This is a genomic window from Paraburkholderia sp. BCC1886, from assembly GCF_900996245.1.
In the GTDB taxonomy this organism is placed as follows: domain Bacteria; phylum Pseudomonadota; class Gammaproteobacteria; order Burkholderiales; family Burkholderiaceae; genus Paraburkholderia.
In genome coordinates this window covers 262,870-279,607 of the sequence record NZ_CAAJGK010000063.1, presented here as the reverse complement: position 1 = coordinate 279,607, position 16,738 = coordinate 262,870, and the positions used below count along the sequence as shown (strand labels likewise).

General features: G+C 63.8%; 15 protein-coding genes. 11 read left to right on the top strand and 4 right to left on the bottom strand.

Annotated features, from left to right (window positions below; all coding sequences use genetic code 11):
- Positions 1 to 8: 8 nt before the first annotated feature.
- The 5 genes from fba (at position 9) to FQ746_RS23440 (ending at position 5,126) form a co-directional block, all read left to right on the top strand.
- On the top strand, positions 9 to 1,073 hold the full coding sequence (fba, locus tag FQ746_RS23460) for a class II fructose-bisphosphate aldolase (RefSeq protein ID WP_144112013.1): 1,065 nt from the start codon (positions 9 to 11) through the stop codon (positions 1,071 to 1,073).
- Between the two features lie 179 nt (positions 1,074 to 1,252).
- The gene (locus FQ746_RS23455; protein WP_144112012.1) at positions 1,253 to 2,143 is read left to right on the top strand and encodes a phosphoribosylaminoimidazolesuccinocarboxamide synthase; all 891 of its coding nucleotides are present in this window, start codon (positions 1,253 to 1,255) and stop codon (positions 2,141 to 2,143) included.
- Between the two features lie 38 nt (positions 2,144 to 2,181).
- The gene (gene purE / locus FQ746_RS23450) at positions 2,182 to 2,700 is read left to right on the top strand and encodes a 5-(carboxyamino)imidazole ribonucleotide mutase (RefSeq protein ID WP_144112011.1); all 519 of its coding nucleotides are present in this window, start codon (positions 2,182 to 2,184) and stop codon (positions 2,698 to 2,700) included.
- Positions 2,701 to 2,873: 173 nt separating this feature from the next.
- Positions 2,874 to 4,070 carry a 5-(carboxyamino)imidazole ribonucleotide synthase gene (locus FQ746_RS23445; RefSeq protein WP_144112010.1) on the top strand — a complete coding sequence of 399 codons (1,197 nt, stop codon included), beginning with the start codon at positions 2,874 to 2,876 and terminating at the stop codon, positions 4,068 to 4,070.
- Positions 4,071 to 4,079: 9 nt separating this feature from the next.
- Entirely contained in the window at positions 4,080 to 5,126 is a 1,047-nt protein-coding gene (locus FQ746_RS23440) for an L-threonylcarbamoyladenylate synthase (protein WP_144112009.1), read from the top strand.
- 582 nt (positions 5,127 to 5,708) lie between these two features.
- Here FQ746_RS23440 and FQ746_RS23435 read toward each other — a convergent pair.
- From FQ746_RS23435 to dacB, 3 genes are all read right to left on the bottom strand, one after another.
- Positions 5,709 to 6,860: an SGNH/GDSL hydrolase family protein gene (locus tag FQ746_RS23435; RefSeq protein WP_144112266.1), complete on the bottom strand. Its 1,152-nt coding sequence runs from the start codon at positions 6,858 to 6,860 to the stop codon at positions 5,709 to 5,711.
- Positions 6,861 to 6,957: 97 nt separating this feature from the next.
- A complete protein-coding gene (locus tag FQ746_RS23430) occupies positions 6,958 to 7,890 on the bottom strand; it encodes a sterol desaturase family protein (protein WP_144112008.1) in 933 nt (310 codons plus the stop codon).
- 230 nt (positions 7,891 to 8,120) lie between these two features.
- Positions 8,121 to 9,821 (bottom strand): D-alanyl-D-alanine carboxypeptidase/D-alanyl-D-alanine-endopeptidase, encoded by a 1,701-nt coding sequence (dacB, locus tag FQ746_RS23425; RefSeq protein ID WP_144112264.1) that lies wholly within the window; start codon positions 9,819 to 9,821, stop codon positions 8,121 to 8,123.
- 200 nt (positions 9,822 to 10,021) lie between these two features.
- Between dacB and FQ746_RS23420 the strand changes: the two genes are divergently transcribed.
- From FQ746_RS23420 to FQ746_RS23395, 6 genes are all read left to right on the top strand, one after another.
- A complete protein-coding gene (locus FQ746_RS23420; RefSeq protein ID WP_144112007.1) occupies positions 10,022 to 10,684 on the top strand; it encodes a response regulator in 663 nt (220 codons plus the stop codon).
- Between the two features lie 4 nt (positions 10,685 to 10,688).
- Complete coding sequence (locus FQ746_RS23415) at positions 10,689 to 11,990, top strand: ATP-binding protein (RefSeq protein WP_144112006.1); 1,302 nt, start codon at positions 10,689 to 10,691, stop codon at positions 11,988 to 11,990.
- 111 nt (positions 11,991 to 12,101) lie between these two features.
- A complete protein-coding gene (locus FQ746_RS23410) occupies positions 12,102 to 13,631 on the top strand; it encodes a DegQ family serine endoprotease (RefSeq protein ID WP_144112005.1) in 1,530 nt (509 codons plus the stop codon).
- Between the two features lie 284 nt (positions 13,632 to 13,915).
- Entirely contained in the window at positions 13,916 to 14,413 is a 498-nt protein-coding gene (locus FQ746_RS23405) for a carboxypeptidase regulatory-like domain-containing protein (RefSeq protein ID WP_144112004.1), read from the top strand.
- Between the two features lie 162 nt (positions 14,414 to 14,575).
- Positions 14,576 to 14,974: a DUF427 domain-containing protein gene (locus FQ746_RS23400; RefSeq protein WP_144112003.1), complete on the top strand. Its 399-nt coding sequence runs from the start codon at positions 14,576 to 14,578 to the stop codon at positions 14,972 to 14,974.
- Positions 14,975 to 15,009: 35 nt separating this feature from the next.
- A complete protein-coding gene (locus FQ746_RS23395; protein ID WP_144112262.1) occupies positions 15,010 to 15,759 on the top strand; it encodes a CoxG family protein in 750 nt (249 codons plus the stop codon).
- Between the two features lie 51 nt (positions 15,760 to 15,810).
- On the opposite strand, the gene FQ746_RS23390 is transcribed toward FQ746_RS23395, so the two are convergent.
- On the bottom strand, positions 15,811 to 16,452 hold the full coding sequence (locus tag FQ746_RS23390; protein WP_144112002.1) for a TetR family transcriptional regulator: 642 nt from the start codon (positions 16,450 to 16,452) through the stop codon (positions 15,811 to 15,813).
- Positions 16,453 to 16,738 lie beyond the last annotated feature (286 nt).

Genomic DNA, 16,738 nt, shown 5'->3' with positions numbered 1-16,738 from the left:
GTGACAGCATGCCTCTCGTATCAATGCGTCAACTGCTGGACCATGCCGCGGAAAACGGTTATGGCCTTCCGGCATTCAACGTGAACAACCTGGAACAGGTGCAGGCGATCATGGCGGCGGCCGACAAGGTCAACGCACCGGTCATCATGCAGGCTTCGGCCGGCGCGCGTAAGTATGCGGGCGAAGCGTTTCTGCGCCATCTGATCGAAGCGGCGGTGGAGTCGTATCCGCACATTCCGGTCGTGATGCACCAGGATCACGGGCAATCGCCGGCGGTGTGCATGGCGGCGATCCGCAGCGGTTTCACCAGCGTGATGATGGACGGTTCGCTCGAAGCCGACGGCAAGACGGTTGCTTCGTACGAGTACAACGTCGACGTGTCGCGCAAGGTGGTGGAAGCGGCGCATTCGATCGGGATCACGGTGGAAGCGGAACTGGGCGTGCTCGGTTCGCTGGAAACCATGAAGGGCGACAAGGAAGACGGCCACGGCGCAGAAGGCACGATGACCCGCGAGCAACTGCTGACCGATCCGGAGCAGGCTGCCGACTTCGTCAAGCTGACCCAGTGCGATGCATTGGCGATTGCCATCGGCACGTCGCATGGTGCGTACAAGTTCAGCAAGAAGCCCACGGGCGATATTCTGTCGATTCAGCGCATCAAGGAAATCCACCAGCGCATTCCGAACACCCATCTGGTGATGCACGGCTCGTCGTCGGTGCCGCAGGAACTGCTGGCCGAGATCCGTGAATTCGGCGGCGACATGAAGGAAACCTACGGCGTGCCGGTCGAGGAAATCCAGGAAGGTATCAAGAACGGCGTGCGCAAGGTCAATATCGACACCGACCTGCGTCTGGCCATTACCGGCGCGATTCGCCGCTATATGGCGACCAATCCGGGCAAGTTCGACCCCCGCGATTACCTGAAGCCCGCGCGCGACGCAGCGATGAAAATCTGTATCGAGCGTTATACGCAATTCGGCTGCGAAGGCCAGGCTGGCAAGATCAAGCCGGTTTCGCTTGATAAAATCGCGGAAAAGTACAAAGCTGGCGAGCTTGCGCAAGTCGTCCGCTAGGTTCTGATCAGATTGCGCCAACCGACGCTTCGTCGGGCGCGCAATCTTCCGCGCGCCTGGCCATCCGGCCAGGTTGTCGTTCGATCGCCGTTCCCGCATCATCCGGGGAACGGCGTTTCCCTTTTGTTCGGGTCACAGTTTTTGTCCCCTTTTTGTTCCATTTCTAGCGAACCACGACGATGTCTACCCTTTACGAATCCACGCTCCGCTCGCTGCCGCTGCTCGGCCGCGGTAAAGTCCGCGACAACTATGCGGTGGGCAACGACCAGTTGCTGATCGTCACGACCGACCGTCTGTCGGCGTTCGACGTCATCATGGGCGAGCCGATTCCGAACAAGGGCCGCGTGCTCAACGAAATGGCCAACTTCTGGTTCGAGAAACTCAAGCACGTGGTGCCGAATCACCTGACGGGCGTGGCGCCCGAGTCGGTGGTGTCCGCCGACGAAGCGGAGCAGGTGAAGGGCCGCGCGGTCGTGGTCAAGCGACTCGAGCCAATTCTGGTGGAAGCCGTGGTGCGCGGCTATCTGGCCGGCAGCGGCTGGAAAGACTACCAGGCGACCGGTTCGGTTTGCGGCGTCGAATTGCCGCCGGGCCTGCAGAACGCACAAAAGCTCCCCGAGCCGATTTTCACGCCGGCAGCCAAGGCCGAGATGGGCCACCACGACGAAAACATCACGTACGACGAGATGGAACGGCGCATCGGCACCGAACTGTCGGCCACCATTCGCGACATCTCGATCAAGCTGTACAAGGAAGCCGCCGACTACGCGGCGACGCGCGGCATCATCATCGCCGACACGAAATTCGAATTCGGTCTGGACGATCACGGCAAGCTGTATTTGATGGACGAAGCGTTGACGGCCGATTCCTCGCGCTTCTGGCCGGCCGACGAATACAAGGTCGGCACCAACCCGCCGTCGTTCGACAAGCAGTTCGTGCGCGACTGGCTCGAAACCCAATCCTGGAAGAAAGAACCGCCGGCGCCGAAGCTGCCGGACGAAGTCGTCACGAAGACGGGCGAAAAGTATCAGGAAGCGCTCGAACGTCTGACCGGGCAAAAGCTCGCCTGAGCGACGCGCTGGCCGAACGGGAAACCAGGAACCACAAGATGAGTGAAGCTCAAACCGCCCATACGCACGACGCGCCGCTGGTCGGCGTGCTGATGGGCTCCAGCTCCGACTGGGAAGTCATGAAAAACGCCGTGGCGATTCTGCAGGAATTCGGCGTGCCGTACGAAGCGAAGGTGGTGTCCGCGCATCGCATGCCCGACGAGATGTTCGCCTATGCCGGGAGCGCGCGTGAACGCGGCCTGCGCGCCATCATCGCGGGTGCGGGCGGCGCGGCGCATCTGCCGGGCATGCTGGCCGCCAAGACGACGGTGCCGGTGCTCGGCGTGCCGGTCTCGAGCAAGTATCTGAAGGGCGTCGACTCGTTGCACTCCATCGTGCAGATGCCCAAGGGCGTGCCGGTGGCGACGTTTGCGATAGGCGAAGCGGGCGCGGCCAACGCGGCGTTGTTCGCGGTGTCGATTCTCGGCGGCACGAGCGCCGCGTTTGCAGACAAGCTCGCAGCGTTCCGTTTGCGTCAGAACCAGGCGGCGCATGCGATGGTGCTGCCCGCGCTGTGAAGCGGATGTGAAGCCGCTCTGACTCGACTGTGACGCGGATGTAACTCGCTTGCGAGGCATACGAGAAGCAAAGTAGAAGCGCAAAGCTGATTGATTCCAGAAGTCCCCTTGCCTGACCCCCGGCCGACGCGCTCCGTTTTATGCGAGCGCGCCGGCCGCGACCGACCACTAAGATGAATCCAGACAACACACCGGTTTCACCGATTCTGCCCGGCGCATGGCTTGGCATGGTCGGTGGCGGCCAGCTCGGCCGCATGTTCTGTTTTGCCGCGCAGGCCATGGGCTATCGCGTCGCCGTGCTCGACCCGGACGAAAGCAGTCCGGCGGGTGCAGTCGCCGATCGTCATATTCGTGCGGCGTACGACGACGAAGCGTCGCTGACCGAACTCGCGCGGTTGTGCGCGGCGGTCTCGACCGAGTTCGAAAACGTGCCGGCAACGAGCCTCGACTTCCTGGCCAAAACCACGTTCGTGAGTCCGGCCGGCCGTTGCGTCGCGGTGGCGCAGGACCGGATTGCCGAGAAGCGGTTTATCGCGGCGTCGGGCGTGGCAGTGGCGCCGCACGTGGTGATCGAATCGTCCGCGGCGCTCTCCGAGCTCGGCGACGCCCAACTTGAAGCCGTACTGCCCGGCATTCTCAAAACGGCGCGCATGGGTTACGACGGCAAAGGCCAGATTCGCGTGCGCAATGCCGAGGAAGTGCGCGAGGCGCATGCGTCGCTGGCTGGCGTGCCCTGCATGCTGGAAAAGCGCTTGCCGCTGAAGTACGAAGTGTCCGCGTTGATTGCGCGAGCGGCGAGCGGCGCGTCGGTGGTGTATCCGCTGGCGCAGAATACACACCGCGACGGCGTGCTGTCGCACACTATCGTCCCCGCGCCGGATGCGAGCGCGACGGTCGTCGAGCAGGCGCAGCAGGCCGCACTGCAGATTGCCGACAAGCTCGGCTATGTCGGCGTGCTGTGCGTCGAATTTTTCATTCTCGAAGACGGCTCGCTGGTCGCCAACGAGATGGCGCCACGTCCGCACAATTCCGGTCACTACACGGTAGATGCCTGCGCGACGAGTCAGTTCGAGCAGCAGGTGCGCGCGATGACGGGCATGCCGCTCGGCGACACGCGCCAGCACTCGCCGGCGGTGATGCTGAACATTCTCGGCGACGTCTGGTTCCCGAGCGGGCCGAAGGGCGCGGCAGTGACGCCGCCGTGGCAGGAAGTCGCTGCGATGCCGGCAGCGCGCCTGCATCTGTATGGCAAGGAAGAGGCGCGTTGCGGCCGCAAGATGGGTCACGTGAACTTCACGGCTGCGACGCTCGAAGAGGCGCGCACGGCGGGGCGCGATTGCGCGCGGCTGCTGCATATCATCACGAGCTGACGGCTGGCCATGTCGGATCAACAGAAACCACCCGTTGCTGCGGCGAGCGCGTTGCCGGTTAGCGCGGCGGAGATCGCACACGCGGCCGCCTTGCTGGATGCGGGCGAACTGGTCGCCTTTCCCACCGAGACGGTGTATGGCCTCGGCGGTGATGCCGAGAGTGCGGACGCGGTGGCGCGTATTTATGCGGCGAAGGGGCGGCCGGCGAACCATCCGGTGATCGTGCATCTGGCGCCGCAGGGCGATCCGGGCTACTGGGTCGAGCATTTGCCGGCGCAGGCGCAGCGCTTGATCGACGCGTTCTGGCCGGGGCCGCTGACCTTGATTCTCAAGCGTGCGGCGCATATCGATCCGGCGGTCAGCGGGGGGCAGGATTCGGTGGGACTGCGGTGTCCGTCGCATCCGGTTGCGCAGGCTTTACTGGAGGCGTTCAGCGCGTTGCGCGGTGGGCATGGCGGCGTTGCCGGGCCGTCGGCCAACCGGTTTGGGCATGTGAGTCCGACGACGGCGCAGCATGTGCGCGATGAGTTCGGCTCGGCGATTCACGTGTTGGATGGCGGCGCGTCGGAGGTGGGGATCGAGTCGACGATTCTGGATTTGTCGCGGGGTTTTCCGGCGCTGTTGCGGCCGGGGCATGTGACGCCGCAGCAGATTGCCGACGTGATCGGGGAGGCGCCGCGTCTGCCGGATGGGTCGGATGCGACTGCACCGCGGGCTTCCGGGACGTTGAAGGCGCATTACGCGCCGAGGACACCATTGGTGTTGTTGCCGTTCGAGGCGCTCGAAAGGGTGCTCGCGGGGCTCGGGGTGGGTGAACGCGTGGCGTTGGTGGCACGGGTTTCCCGGGCGGGGGACTGGGCTCGCGCGGAGGGGGTCCGGTTTTTGGCTGCGCCTGAAGAACCGATGGTTTATGCGCGGGAGCTTTATGGGATGCTGAGGGCGCTCGATCGCGCGGGGGTTGGGCGGATTCTTGTTGAGAAGCTGCCTGAGGCGGCAGAGTGGGATGCGGTTAATGATCGGTTGGGGAGGGCGGCTGCGGCTTTTGAGGCGGAGTGAAGGGTGGGTTTTATCGTTGCACTGGCTTTTTTGGGCTTTGGCCTCTCCTTGCTTTGGTAGTGGTCTATTAGCGTTCCCCCTGTGCGGGGGGGCACCTACTTTTCTTTGCCGGCCGCAAAGAAAAGTAGGCAAAAGAAAGCGGCTCACACCGCTAGCTTATAAGTGGGCCCCGTAGCATTTCCCTATTAGTGGTGCATCTGGAATCCGTGCTCTCGCACACTTCGCCTTGGTGACAAGGCAGTCATTCTTCCGGCGACGCTTCGCGCGCCCCCCGGGTCGTTCTACCACCCTCGGTTTTTCGCTTTCCGTGGTGTACCCATCCGCGACGCACGCAGTGCGGAGTGGGAGCTGATGAGTGCTTTGTCACTAACGTCGAATGCGCGCGGGACCGGATTCCAGATGCACCACTACCAAAGAAACCCGCGCGGTCCCCGCTTAAGAATTAGCGGTGTGAGCCGCTTTCTTTTGCCTACTTTTCTTTGCGGCGGCAAAGAAAAGTAGGTGCCCCCCGCACAGGGGGAACGCTAATAGACCACTAACAAATCAAGGAAAGGCCAAAAAATCCAGACCAACAAAAAACCCTTACTTCCCGACCCCAGCAGCAGCCACCTGCTGCTCCACATACTGCGCAAAAAGCGCATGCGTATGCGTCGTAGGATGCACTTCATCGGCATACATATAGCTCTGATCCGCCCCAGCGACGGTATAGGTCTGCGGTGAGCAGAACAACGAAGAAGCAAACGCAGTAGGATCGCTCTCCCCATACTTGGCAGCAGCCGTAGCCATCGCAGTCAAATTACAGGCAGTCCCCGTATTGGTCACGCTAAACCCATTAGCCGCAGCATTAGTCGTCAAATTATCCTGCCAGGAATAAGCATCGATCGGAATGATCTTGCTATACAGCCCCGCCTGCTGCAAAGCCCCAAACAACGCGGTGTTGTACACCGTCGTAATCGCCGACAACAATGCCTGCCCCGCCGGCCCCTCCGATAACCCCAGCGGCGTCTGCCCAATGTCCGGCACATTCGACACCACCACGTGCGTCGCGCCATTCTGCAAGATCACACCCACCTGCTGCGCCAACGCAACCGCCACCGGTACCAGCGTTCCCTGCGTTTCCTTCACCACGGCAGCCTGCGCCGTCATGCCACCCGCAATGTCCGTCTGAATCGCGGTCGTCAACGAAGTCGCCAGCTCGAAAATGTCGTTCGCGCCGCCATTCACCAGCACCAGTTGATTCGAATTAAAGCTGCCGTGCGCGGCCAGATAGTTCTGCACCTGCGTCACGATCGGCACCGTCGTCGCCTGCGCATAGTCAGGCTGTCCCGTCGCGGCATGACCTTCGCCATCCGGGTCGGTCACGCGCGAGCCGCCCTGTGCGTATCCATAACCGCCCGCCGCCGCCAACGGCTGACCAAAGCCGCCCAGATACGCCGCCGTCAACGTGCCGCCGTAATACTCTGCGACCTTCTGGGTCCACACTTCGCCCGGGTTCGTCGTGAAGCGGCCGCCGCCGAAGTTCGCCTGGATTACCGGCGCATACGTGCCGACGTCCGAGAGACTGTCGCCGAACGAGACCACTTGCAGTTTCACCCCGCCCGCAGGCGTCGAACTGCCCGAATTGTTGTCGTCGCCACCACCGCCGCAAGCGGTCAGCAACGCAAATGCCGCGCTCGCCAAAGCGATTTGCGTGATGCGGGAACCATGCTGTTTCTTCGATGCTGTTGTTCGAATCATGTTGTTTCAATCTCCTCGTAGGTCTGGCCGATATGCCATTTATTGCAGGCAGCGCCCACCGCGTCGGCGGCATGACGACAGCTTACAGAATCTTCTAATGCCTGCGTGTTGTTTGAAACGCGGCCGTGTCGTTGTCCGGCGCATCTGCTTCCGGAACCGCGAGGCCGGCGGCGCGACGCGCATGATATTGCGTCGCCCACGCGGGCGGAGCGAACAGCGCGCGCAACTTGTTGCGCACACCTCGCACGCTCACCACGTCGGCGGCCATCGAGCGCCATTCGTGGAACGTCGCCGTTAGCGGGTTATAAGTGGACAAAGGTTCGACGATGCCGTACACCAGCGCATCGTGCGGATCTTCCTCGACGAAACTGCCGAACAGCCGGTCCCAGATCACCAGCACGCCCGCATAGTTCGTGTCGATATAACGATCGTTGCGGGCGTGATGCACGCGGTGAATCGACGGTGTATTGAGCACGTATTCGAGCCAGCCGAGCTTACCGATCGCCTGGGTATGAACGAAGAACTGAAAGCCGAGATTGATCAGCACGATGGCGACAATCTGCTTCGGCGGAAAGCCCAGCACGGCCAGCGGAATCCAGAACAGCCACATGCCGGCGATGGGATACATCAGGCTCTGGCGAAAGGCGGTCGAAAAATTCATCCGCTCGGACGAGTGATGCACGACGTGCGCGGCCCATAGCCAGCGAACCCGATGACTGCAGCGATGGAATACGTAATAGAGAAAGTCCTGCGCCACGAACAGCACGACGAGCGACACCCAGCTAGCCGGCCACGTATGCACGCGGTAGCGGTCGTAGAAAAACGCGTAGACGGGAATGATGGCGAGCCAGGCGAGCTTGTCGGCCGCCTGCTGCAACAGCGCCAGCGCGGCGTTGCAGAGCGTGTCGCGCCAGCTATAAAGCTGCGCGCCGGGGCGCGTGCGCCGCAGGTGCCAGGCTTCCCAACCGATGCATGCGAGAAAGACCGGCGCCATGGCAAGCAGCAGCAATTCGGCATCGAATCGCATGGTGTCGTCCTCCGTGGTCGCTGTCCGCCGGGTGAGTCCCCGCGGGTACGCTGATTATTATTTCCGGCAATGCAGCAGGTCATGCAGCGGACCGTCGTTTGAGCGGATCACGCGAGCGCAATCGCTGCAAGGCTCGTGCATGACAGCCCGCGTTTACACGCGCGCCGAACATTGCCCGACAGCGTACACGTTAGAGCGAGCCGCGGCGCGCGGCTCGGTAGAAGGAATCCTCAATGGGCGCCGCGCTTCTTCGGGTTTTTCCTGGGCTTGCCGCGCGGTTCTGCAAACGGCGCGTTCGACGGGGCACTCGTGGCTTCGGCCACTCGGGTCAAGCCCTGCGCCGGTCCCTGATACACCCACTCGAGCAGCGCATCGTGCGCAGCGCGTGCGGCTTCGGCGTGCGGATCGTTGATCAGGCTCACCACCACGTAGCTATTGCCGTCCGCCGACGCCACGTAGCCGGCGATCGCACGGACGTCGCGCAAGGTGCCGGTCTTGATGTGCGCATAGCCGCCGGCGCCGAGGTTGGTCAGCCGGTTGCGCATCGTGCCGTCGACACCCGCGATCGGCAGCGAATCGACGAACGGTTGCGCGACCGGGCTCGCGTTCGCCCGCTGCAACAGGTCGGCCAGCGCCAGCGCGGTCACATGCTCGTCGCGCGACAGACCCGAGCCGTTGTCGAGCGTCAGATATTCCATGTTGATGCTGTCGCGCTGCAGGAACGCCTGAATGGCTTCGGCCGATTTGGCGGGCGTCGCGGGCGGCTTCTCTTCGGCCGCGCCGATGGTCAGAAACAGATTGCGCGCCATCGTGTTGTTGCTGAACTTGTTGATGTCGCGAACGATGTCGCCCAGCACCGGGCTCTGATGCGTGGCGACGAGCCGTGCACCAACCGGAACCGCGCCTTCACGCGTCGCGCCATGGAACGTGCCGCCGGTCTGCTGCCACAGCGCGAGAAAACCGCCGGCAAAAAACGACGAGTGATCGAGCACGGCGAGGTTGATCGTGCGCGGGCCGCAGCGCACCGAGTACCTGCCGGCGAACGATGCGACTACCGTGCCGTTCGGCTGCGGCGTGACCGTCGGCGACACGATCGATGCATCGCCGCGGCAAGGGCCGTTTACCGCATGCATCTGATTGTCGATCTGCAACTGCGCGAGCGCCGGCACTACGTCGATCGCGACGCTGCCGTCGGGCGACGGCGTCAACGTGAACGACAGTGCCTTGAACGCGTACAGCAGCGGGTCGGGGCCGACGTTGTAAGGAGCGGTCGCGTCGTCGTCGAACGGCGGCAGGTCGCGCGTGGACGGATCGAAGTAACGCTTGTCGAGCACCAGCGCGCCGTCGATGCCCGTGATTCCCGCCTGGTGGATCTTCTGCACGAGGTCGATGAGTTCCTCCGGCACCAGTTTCGGGTCGCCGGTTCCCTGGATGTACAGGTTGCCGTGCAGGACGCCGCTCGCGTCGAGCGTGCCGTCCGAATAGGCGCTCGTGCGCCAGCGGTAATCGGGGCCGAGAATCGACAGGCCGGAGTAGGTGGTGACGAGCTTCATCGTCGAGGCGGGCATCATCGGTTTGCCGGCGTTCAGCGCGACGATCGGCGTGCGGTCGCCCACCTTCTCCACGACCACGCTGATCGCCGATAGCGGAACGTGCGCGCGCTGCAGGCCGAGCATGACCGGCTGCGGCAGCACGGTCGTGACATTGACGCTGGGATGCGCGGCCTTGACGCGGGCCTGCGCGCCCTGCGGCGATAACGCAGCGCCGCTTAATGCAACGCATGCGAGCACGCTCAAAGCCGGACGCAAGGCGAACCGGTCGATGGGTGAATCATTAGCGGATGCAATCGCGGATGCAAAGGTAGAGGAAGAGACGGCCCGGCGGCGCAACGTGGCACGGCGAGCAAAAGCGGACAGCAAGGCAAGCGTCATGGACTGGCGAGGATGCAAGAGTTCGGGGCGGGTCGCGAATCCGGCGACGCAAAAACGCATCGCATGGCATTGCGCCGCGACGCAAAGCGCACATTGTAGAGACATGCCGCGAGCCTGCGGTGTCAAAACCGCCACGCAGCGTCCGCGCGAAGCGAACGCTAGAATGCGGCATCCTCGAACCGTTTCGGAACTCCATCACCATGCGCATATTGCTAGTCGAAGACGACCGGATGATCGCCGAAGGCGTGCGCAAGGCGCTGCGCGGCGAGGGCTTCGCGGTCGACTGGGTGGAAGACGGCGAAGCCGCGCTGAGCGCCGCGGGCCATCAACCTTACGATCTCGTGCTGCTCGATCTGGGCTTGCCCAAGCGCGACGGTCTCGACGTGTTGCGCACGCTGCGCGCTCGCGGTCACGCGTTGCCGGTGCTGATCGTGACCGCGCGCGATGCGATCGCCGATCGTGTCAAAGGTCTCGACGCGGGCGCCGACGACTATCTCGTCAAACCTTTCGATCTCGACGAACTCGGCGCCCGCATGCGCGCGCTGATCCGGCGTCAGTCGGGCCGCAGCGATTCGACTATCCGGCATGGCAACCTGACGCTCGACCCGGCTTCGCACCAGGTCACGCTCGACGGCGCGCCGGTCGCGCTGTCGGCGCGCGAGTTCGCGTTGCTGGAGGCGCTGCTCGCCCGGCCGGGCGCAGTGCTCTCGAAGAGTCAACTCGAAGAAAAAATGTATGGCTGGGGCGAGGAGATCGGCAGCAATACCGTCGAGGTCTATATTCACGCGCTGCGCAAGAAACTCGGCGCGGAGCTGATCCGTAACGTCCGCGGTCTGGGTTACATGATCGCGAAGGACGCCTGAGCCGATGCGTTCGATCCGACGTCAATTGCTGATCGGCCTGCTGGCGCTGGTGCTGCTCGGCGTGGGCATCGCGGGCTGGCTGATCTACCGGCAGGCGCTCGCCGAAGCCAACGAGCTGTTCGATTACCAGTTGGAGCAGATCGCCGCGGCGTTGCCGGCCGAGCCGTTCTCGCAGGTGCTGGGTTCGCGCGACACCGGCGAGGAAGGCATCGTGCTGCAAATCTGGAATCGCAACGGCGTGCTGATGTATTACTCGCGACCGCGCGCGCCGCTCGCGCCGCGTGCGGAACTCGGCTTCTCGACCGAACACACGGAGCGCGGCGACTGGCGCGTGTATGGCGCGATCGTCGGCGATAACGTCGTGCAACTGGCGCAGCCGGTGTCGGTGCGCAACAAGCTCGCGGCGAGCGTCGCGCTGCGTACGCTGTGGCCGCTCATCGTGCTGTTGCCGTTGATGGGACTCGCGGTGTGGGTGATCGTCGGGCGTGGGTTGCGGCCGCTGCGGCGCGTGACCAGCGCGCTCGACGCGCGCCATCCGGAAGCGCTCGATCCGTTGCCCGACCAGCGTCTGCCGCTCGAAGTGCAGCCGCTCGTGCGCGCGTTGAACGGCCTGCTCGAACGGCTCGCGACCGCGCTCGATATTCAGAAGGCGTTTGTCGCCGATGCCGCGCACGAGTTGCGCACGCCGCTCGCCGCCGTGCAGATTCAGTCGCAACTGGTGGCGCGCGCGAAAGACGACGTGTCGCGCACGGAAGCGCTCGCCGATCTGCAGGCGGGGGTGACGCGCGCCACGCGTCTCGCCGAGCAATTGCTGGCTTTGGCTCGCTCGGAGCCCGATGGCCTCGCCGTCACCGATGCCATCGATCTGCGCATGCTCCTGCAGGATTGCGTGGCGGCTTACGCGCCGCTTGCGCAGAATCGCGGCGTCGATCTCGGCATCGATGCGAGCGAGCCGGCCACGGTCATCGGCGACGCCGACGCGCTGCGTGTGATGTTCAACAACCTCGTCGATAACGCCACCAAGTACACGCCGCGCGGCGGCCGTGTCGACGTTTCGCTGGTGGTGGAAGAGGGGCATCCGCTGGTGCGGATCGCCGATAGCGGGCCGGGCATCGAGCCGGCCGAGCGCGATCGCGTGTTCGACCGCTTCTATCGCTCGGGCGCCGGTGCGACGCGTGCGCGCACCGATGTGGCGGGCAGCGGACTGGGACTCGCGATCGTGCGACGCATCGCCTTGCAGCATCACGCGGCGGTGTCGCTCGACGAATCGCCGACGGGCGGCTTGCAGGTCGACGTGCGGTTCTGAGGTCGACTCGAACGGGCAAAAAAGCGCGGGTTCTGCTTAAGACTCCTTTAAGCGATGGCACGTACGCTGCGTGTCATTCCAAAGCCTTTTTCTCCCCGTCAGGAGTACCAGATGAACGCGAAAACCTTGTCCCGCAGCGCCGTTGCCGTCGCCGTTGCCGTGGCGCTCTCCGCCGGCTATGTGGCGGGGCATCGCGACGTGCCCGCGCCGCAGGTCATCACGCCGGCGCAAGCCGCGATGATGCCCGCGGAAGCCGCCGCCAAAACCGGCATTCCCGATTTCTCCGGACTCGTCGAAACTTATGGTCCGGCTGTCGTCAACATCAGCGCGAAGCACGTGGTCAAGCGCACCGCGTTGCGCAGTAACGGCGATGGCGACGGTGCCAATGGTGGCGGTAATGGCAACCAGTTGCCGATCGATCCGAGCGATCCGTTCTATCAGTTCTACAAGCACTTCTTCGGCGGCGTGCCGGGCATGCAGGGCGGCGACGGCGGCGATGCGCCCGATCAGCCGAGCGCGAGTCTGGGCTCCGGCTTCATCGTCAGCAACGACGGCTACATTCTCACCAACGCGCACGTGGTGGACGGTGCCAATGTCGTCACGGTCAAGCTCACGGACAAGCGCGAGTTCCGCGCCAAGGTGGTCGGCGCGGACAAGCAGTCGGACGTCGCCGTGCTGAAGATCGACGCGAGCAATCTGCCGACCGTGAAGATCGGCGATCCGCGGCAGAGCAAGGTCGGGCAGTGGGTGGTCGCGATCGGCTCGCCTTACGGTTTCGACAACACCGTGACGTCGGGCATCATCAGCGCGAAATCGCGTTCGCTGCCGAACGAAAACTACACGCCTTTCATCCAGACCGACGTACCGGTGAATCCGGGTAACTCGGGCGGCCCGCTGTTCAACCTGCAAGGCGAAGTGATCGGCATCAACTCGATGATCTACTCGCAGACCGGCGGCTTCCAGGGCCTGTCGTTCGCGATTCCGATCAACGAAGCCATCAAGGTGAAGGACGACATCGTCAAGACCGGGCACGTGAGTCGCGGCCGTCTCGGCGTCGCGGTGCAGGGCCTGAACCAGACGCTCGCCGACTCGTTCGGCATGCAGAAGCCGCAAGGCGCGCTGGTCAGCTCGGTCGATCCGGGCGGCCCCGCCGCCAAGGCGGGTCTGCAACCGGGCGACGTGATCCTCTCGGTGAATGGCGAGCCGGTGATCGACTCGTCGGATCTGCCGTCGCAGATCGCCGGCATCGCGCCGGGCAGCTCGGCCAGCGTGCAGGTATGGCGCGACAAGGCGACCAAGGATCTGAAGGTGACCATCGGCTCGCTGTCGGATAGCAAGGAAGCGTCGGCCAAGCCCGATCAGCCGACCCAGTTGCAAGGCCGCCTGGGGGTTGCCGTCAGACCGCTGACGCCGGAAGAGAAGAATGGCGCGTCGGTGTCGCACGGCTTGCTGGTGCAGCAGGCGGGCGGCGCGGCGGAGAACGCCGGCATCCAGCCGGGCGACGTGATCCTGGCGGTGAACGGCCGTCCGGTCACGAGCGTCGATCAGCTCAAACAGATGATCGCCGGCGCCGGCAACAGCATCGCGCTGCTGATCCAGCGCGACAACGCGCAGATCTTCGTGCCGGTGGATCTCGGCTAATAGCCCACGCCGCACCTGCCGCGTCGCTCTGACGAGCGGCGCGGTTTCGATTTCGAATCCCCGATGTAACCGTGTTTGCCGGTCCTTGCATTAACTGCAGAGGGACCGGCTTTTTTTCGTCTACTGAAAGCACAGGCGGCGCGCCGTGCCGGGCCGCATGGAGCCTCGTTATGGATCGGGACTGCCCGGGCTGCGGCCGCGCGTGGCACGCCAGTTGCGTCTGCAACGATCCGGACCCACATCCCGGGCGCCGGACGACAAGGACCTTAATAAGGAGCGAACCGATGAAAACCGAACGCAAACAGCGAAGGATCGTAGCCGCTGCCCTCTGTGCAGCGCTCACGCTCGGTCTGGCAGGCGGCGCTTATGCACAGCAGGCGAGCGACACGACCGGCGGCAGCACGGCCGACCAGAGCAGTGCCGGTAACGACAACGGCGGCGGGCTGCCGCAGATCCAGCAGCAGGGCGACGTTTCGTACGTGTCGGGCGGCGTCGGACTCGACGAGTCGAAGGCGCTGCAACATGCGCAAAGCCAGTGGCCGCTGTCGCTGCGCTTCACCGGCCCGGGCTCGGACTTTCTCGCCGACGTACACGTGCGCGTCGTCGATGCCCACGGCAGCGACGTGCTAGGCACGACCTCGCGCGGACCGTACATGCTGGTCAAGCTGCGCCCGGGTCGTTACACCGTGCACGCGCAATACAAGGATCACGATCAGACGAAGTCGGTAACCGTCCCCGCGAAGGGCACGGCGAAGGCCGCCTTCTACTGGACGACGCAATAAGCCGCTAATGACCGCTGTGGCCGCGGCGCCCTCACGCGGCTGATTGCAGGAAGGTCGCAGGAAGGTCGCGCGCCCGGCGAAAGTTTCGCCGATAATGAAGAAGCCACGGCTCACCCGTGGCTTCACTGTTTGCAGGACCTCCCCACACCCCGGAGCCCGGACATGAGCGATGCCTTGACACCTCACGGAACTCACGGCGCCGCTTCGGCTGCCGGCGGACACACTATCTCCATCAGCGGCAACGACCATCGCCAGCGGGTCATTCAGGGCGGCGTAACGATGGCCGACACGCAGGCCGCGCTCACGTTGAGCGAAACCGGTTTGCCCGACGTGGTCTACTTTCCGCGCAGCGATGTGAACATGGCGCGGCTCGAGCGCTCCACGCATACGACGCACTGCCCGTTCAAGGGCGACGCGTCCTACTACCATCTGCGCACGGAAGACGGGCTTATCGAAAACGCCGTATGGAGCTATGAAACCCCGCTCGAACCGGCTACGCAAATCAAGGAATATCTGGCGTTTTACGCGTCGCGGGTCGACCGTATCGACCAGACGTCCTGATCCGGCAATCGGGTGGTGGGGAAGCGGTCATGGCCATGGAACTGAACGACGCGTTGCGGATTCCGCTGGCGCCCTCCGCCGTGTGGGACGCACTGCGCGATCTCGCCCTGTTGCGGGCCAGCCTCGACAATTGCGAGTCGCTCGATCGACTCGCGCATGGCGAGTACGAACTGATTACCACCGTGCCGCTCGGGCCGCTGCGCGCCCGTTACGAGGCACGCGCCCACGTTGCGGGTCGCGATTCCGGGCCGGCGGACGCCGAGCATCGCACCATCAACTTCAAGGCGAAGGCCGAGGGAATCGGCTCGCTGCGTGGTCAGATCGAATTGCGTCTGCGCGCGGAAGACGGGGCTCGCGGCAGTGACGCCGAGCGGGCCACCCGCATCGAGTACACCATCTGGGCGACCTCGTCCGGACCGCTCGCCGAATTGCCGAGGCGGCAACTCGAAAACGCGCTGCGTCATCTGACCGACGATTTTTTCGCGGAGTTCGAAGCGGTCGTGCGCGCCAAACATGGCCAGGGGCCGAACCGCGCGCGCGGTGCGACGGTGCGTCGACAAAATGTGTTCTTGCGGCCGATCACGTTGAGCGGCATCGCGCGACGCCCGCGCGTCCAGCATGGTCAGACGCTCGCCGGGCGCGCGGCGAGTGCGTCGCATGGTGTGCCGAACGATGTCTCGCATCAGGAGCGGGGCGCTCATGCAGTGCCGAACTGGGCGTGGGCGGCGATGATCTTCGTGGTCGCGCTGCTGTTGTATGTGGCGCGCTGGATCAGCGAGCATTGAGGCGGGTGGCGTACCCAGTCACGCCGGGATTCGCGCCTCGCCTGGCTTGCCTCAGTTTTGCGTGAGACGGAGCGCCGGACTCATCCGCAGCGCATCGAAAATTCCCTCGACCATCTGTTCGGCCTGCGTGCCGAAGTCCGTTGCATCGGGCAAAAACAGCATGTCGCGCAACGAGCCGCCGACGAACGCATGCACCATCGAGGCCGCCATCTGCGTATTCAGGTCGGCGGGCAACTGGCCTCTGGCAATGGCGTTGCGCATGCCGAGCTCGATCTTGCCGAGCGCTTCGCGCATGTTGGTCTGATAGCGGACCATCACCGGTCCCATCTCTTCGACTAGCTCGCACTTCAAAAACAGGATGTCGAATACGCGCCGGCGGCGCGGGTCGTTCGCAGTGTCGCGCAGGCAGACTATGCAGACATGCATCAATCGGCCGAGCGGATCGGGCTCGTTGGGATCGAGCGAAGCGGCTTTGAGTTCGTCCAGCGGCAACAGCACGCGGTCGAACATTTCGGTGAATAAATCGCTCTTGTGTGCGAAATGCCAGTAGATGGCGCCGCGCGTGACGCCGGCGGCCTGGGCGATATCGGCGAGCGAGGTACGCGACACGCCTTTCTCGAAGAAAACCTGCTCGGCCGCGTCGAGAATGCTGTTGCGCGTCTCCTTCGCCTCTTCCTTGGTTCTTCTGACCATATTGGTATAACCTGCCTGACTATGGGGGTTTTCCCGGATCCGGCTCACAACCCGGCAGATTGCAATCTGTCTACTGTTAAGCGAATTTTGAAATTATCTTGCAGCGAGACGCGCTGCCAGCAATGTAAACGCACTTTTACATGCATTCGTGAATGTATATATAATAGCACCCCACGACTGGATAGCCCAAGCCGTGACGACCGGTTAATATCCGTCACTGTTGCCTTTCAAAACACTTTTGCGCCGAGCCTGGAACGAAGGCGCCATGCGGCTTTTGACCGGCATG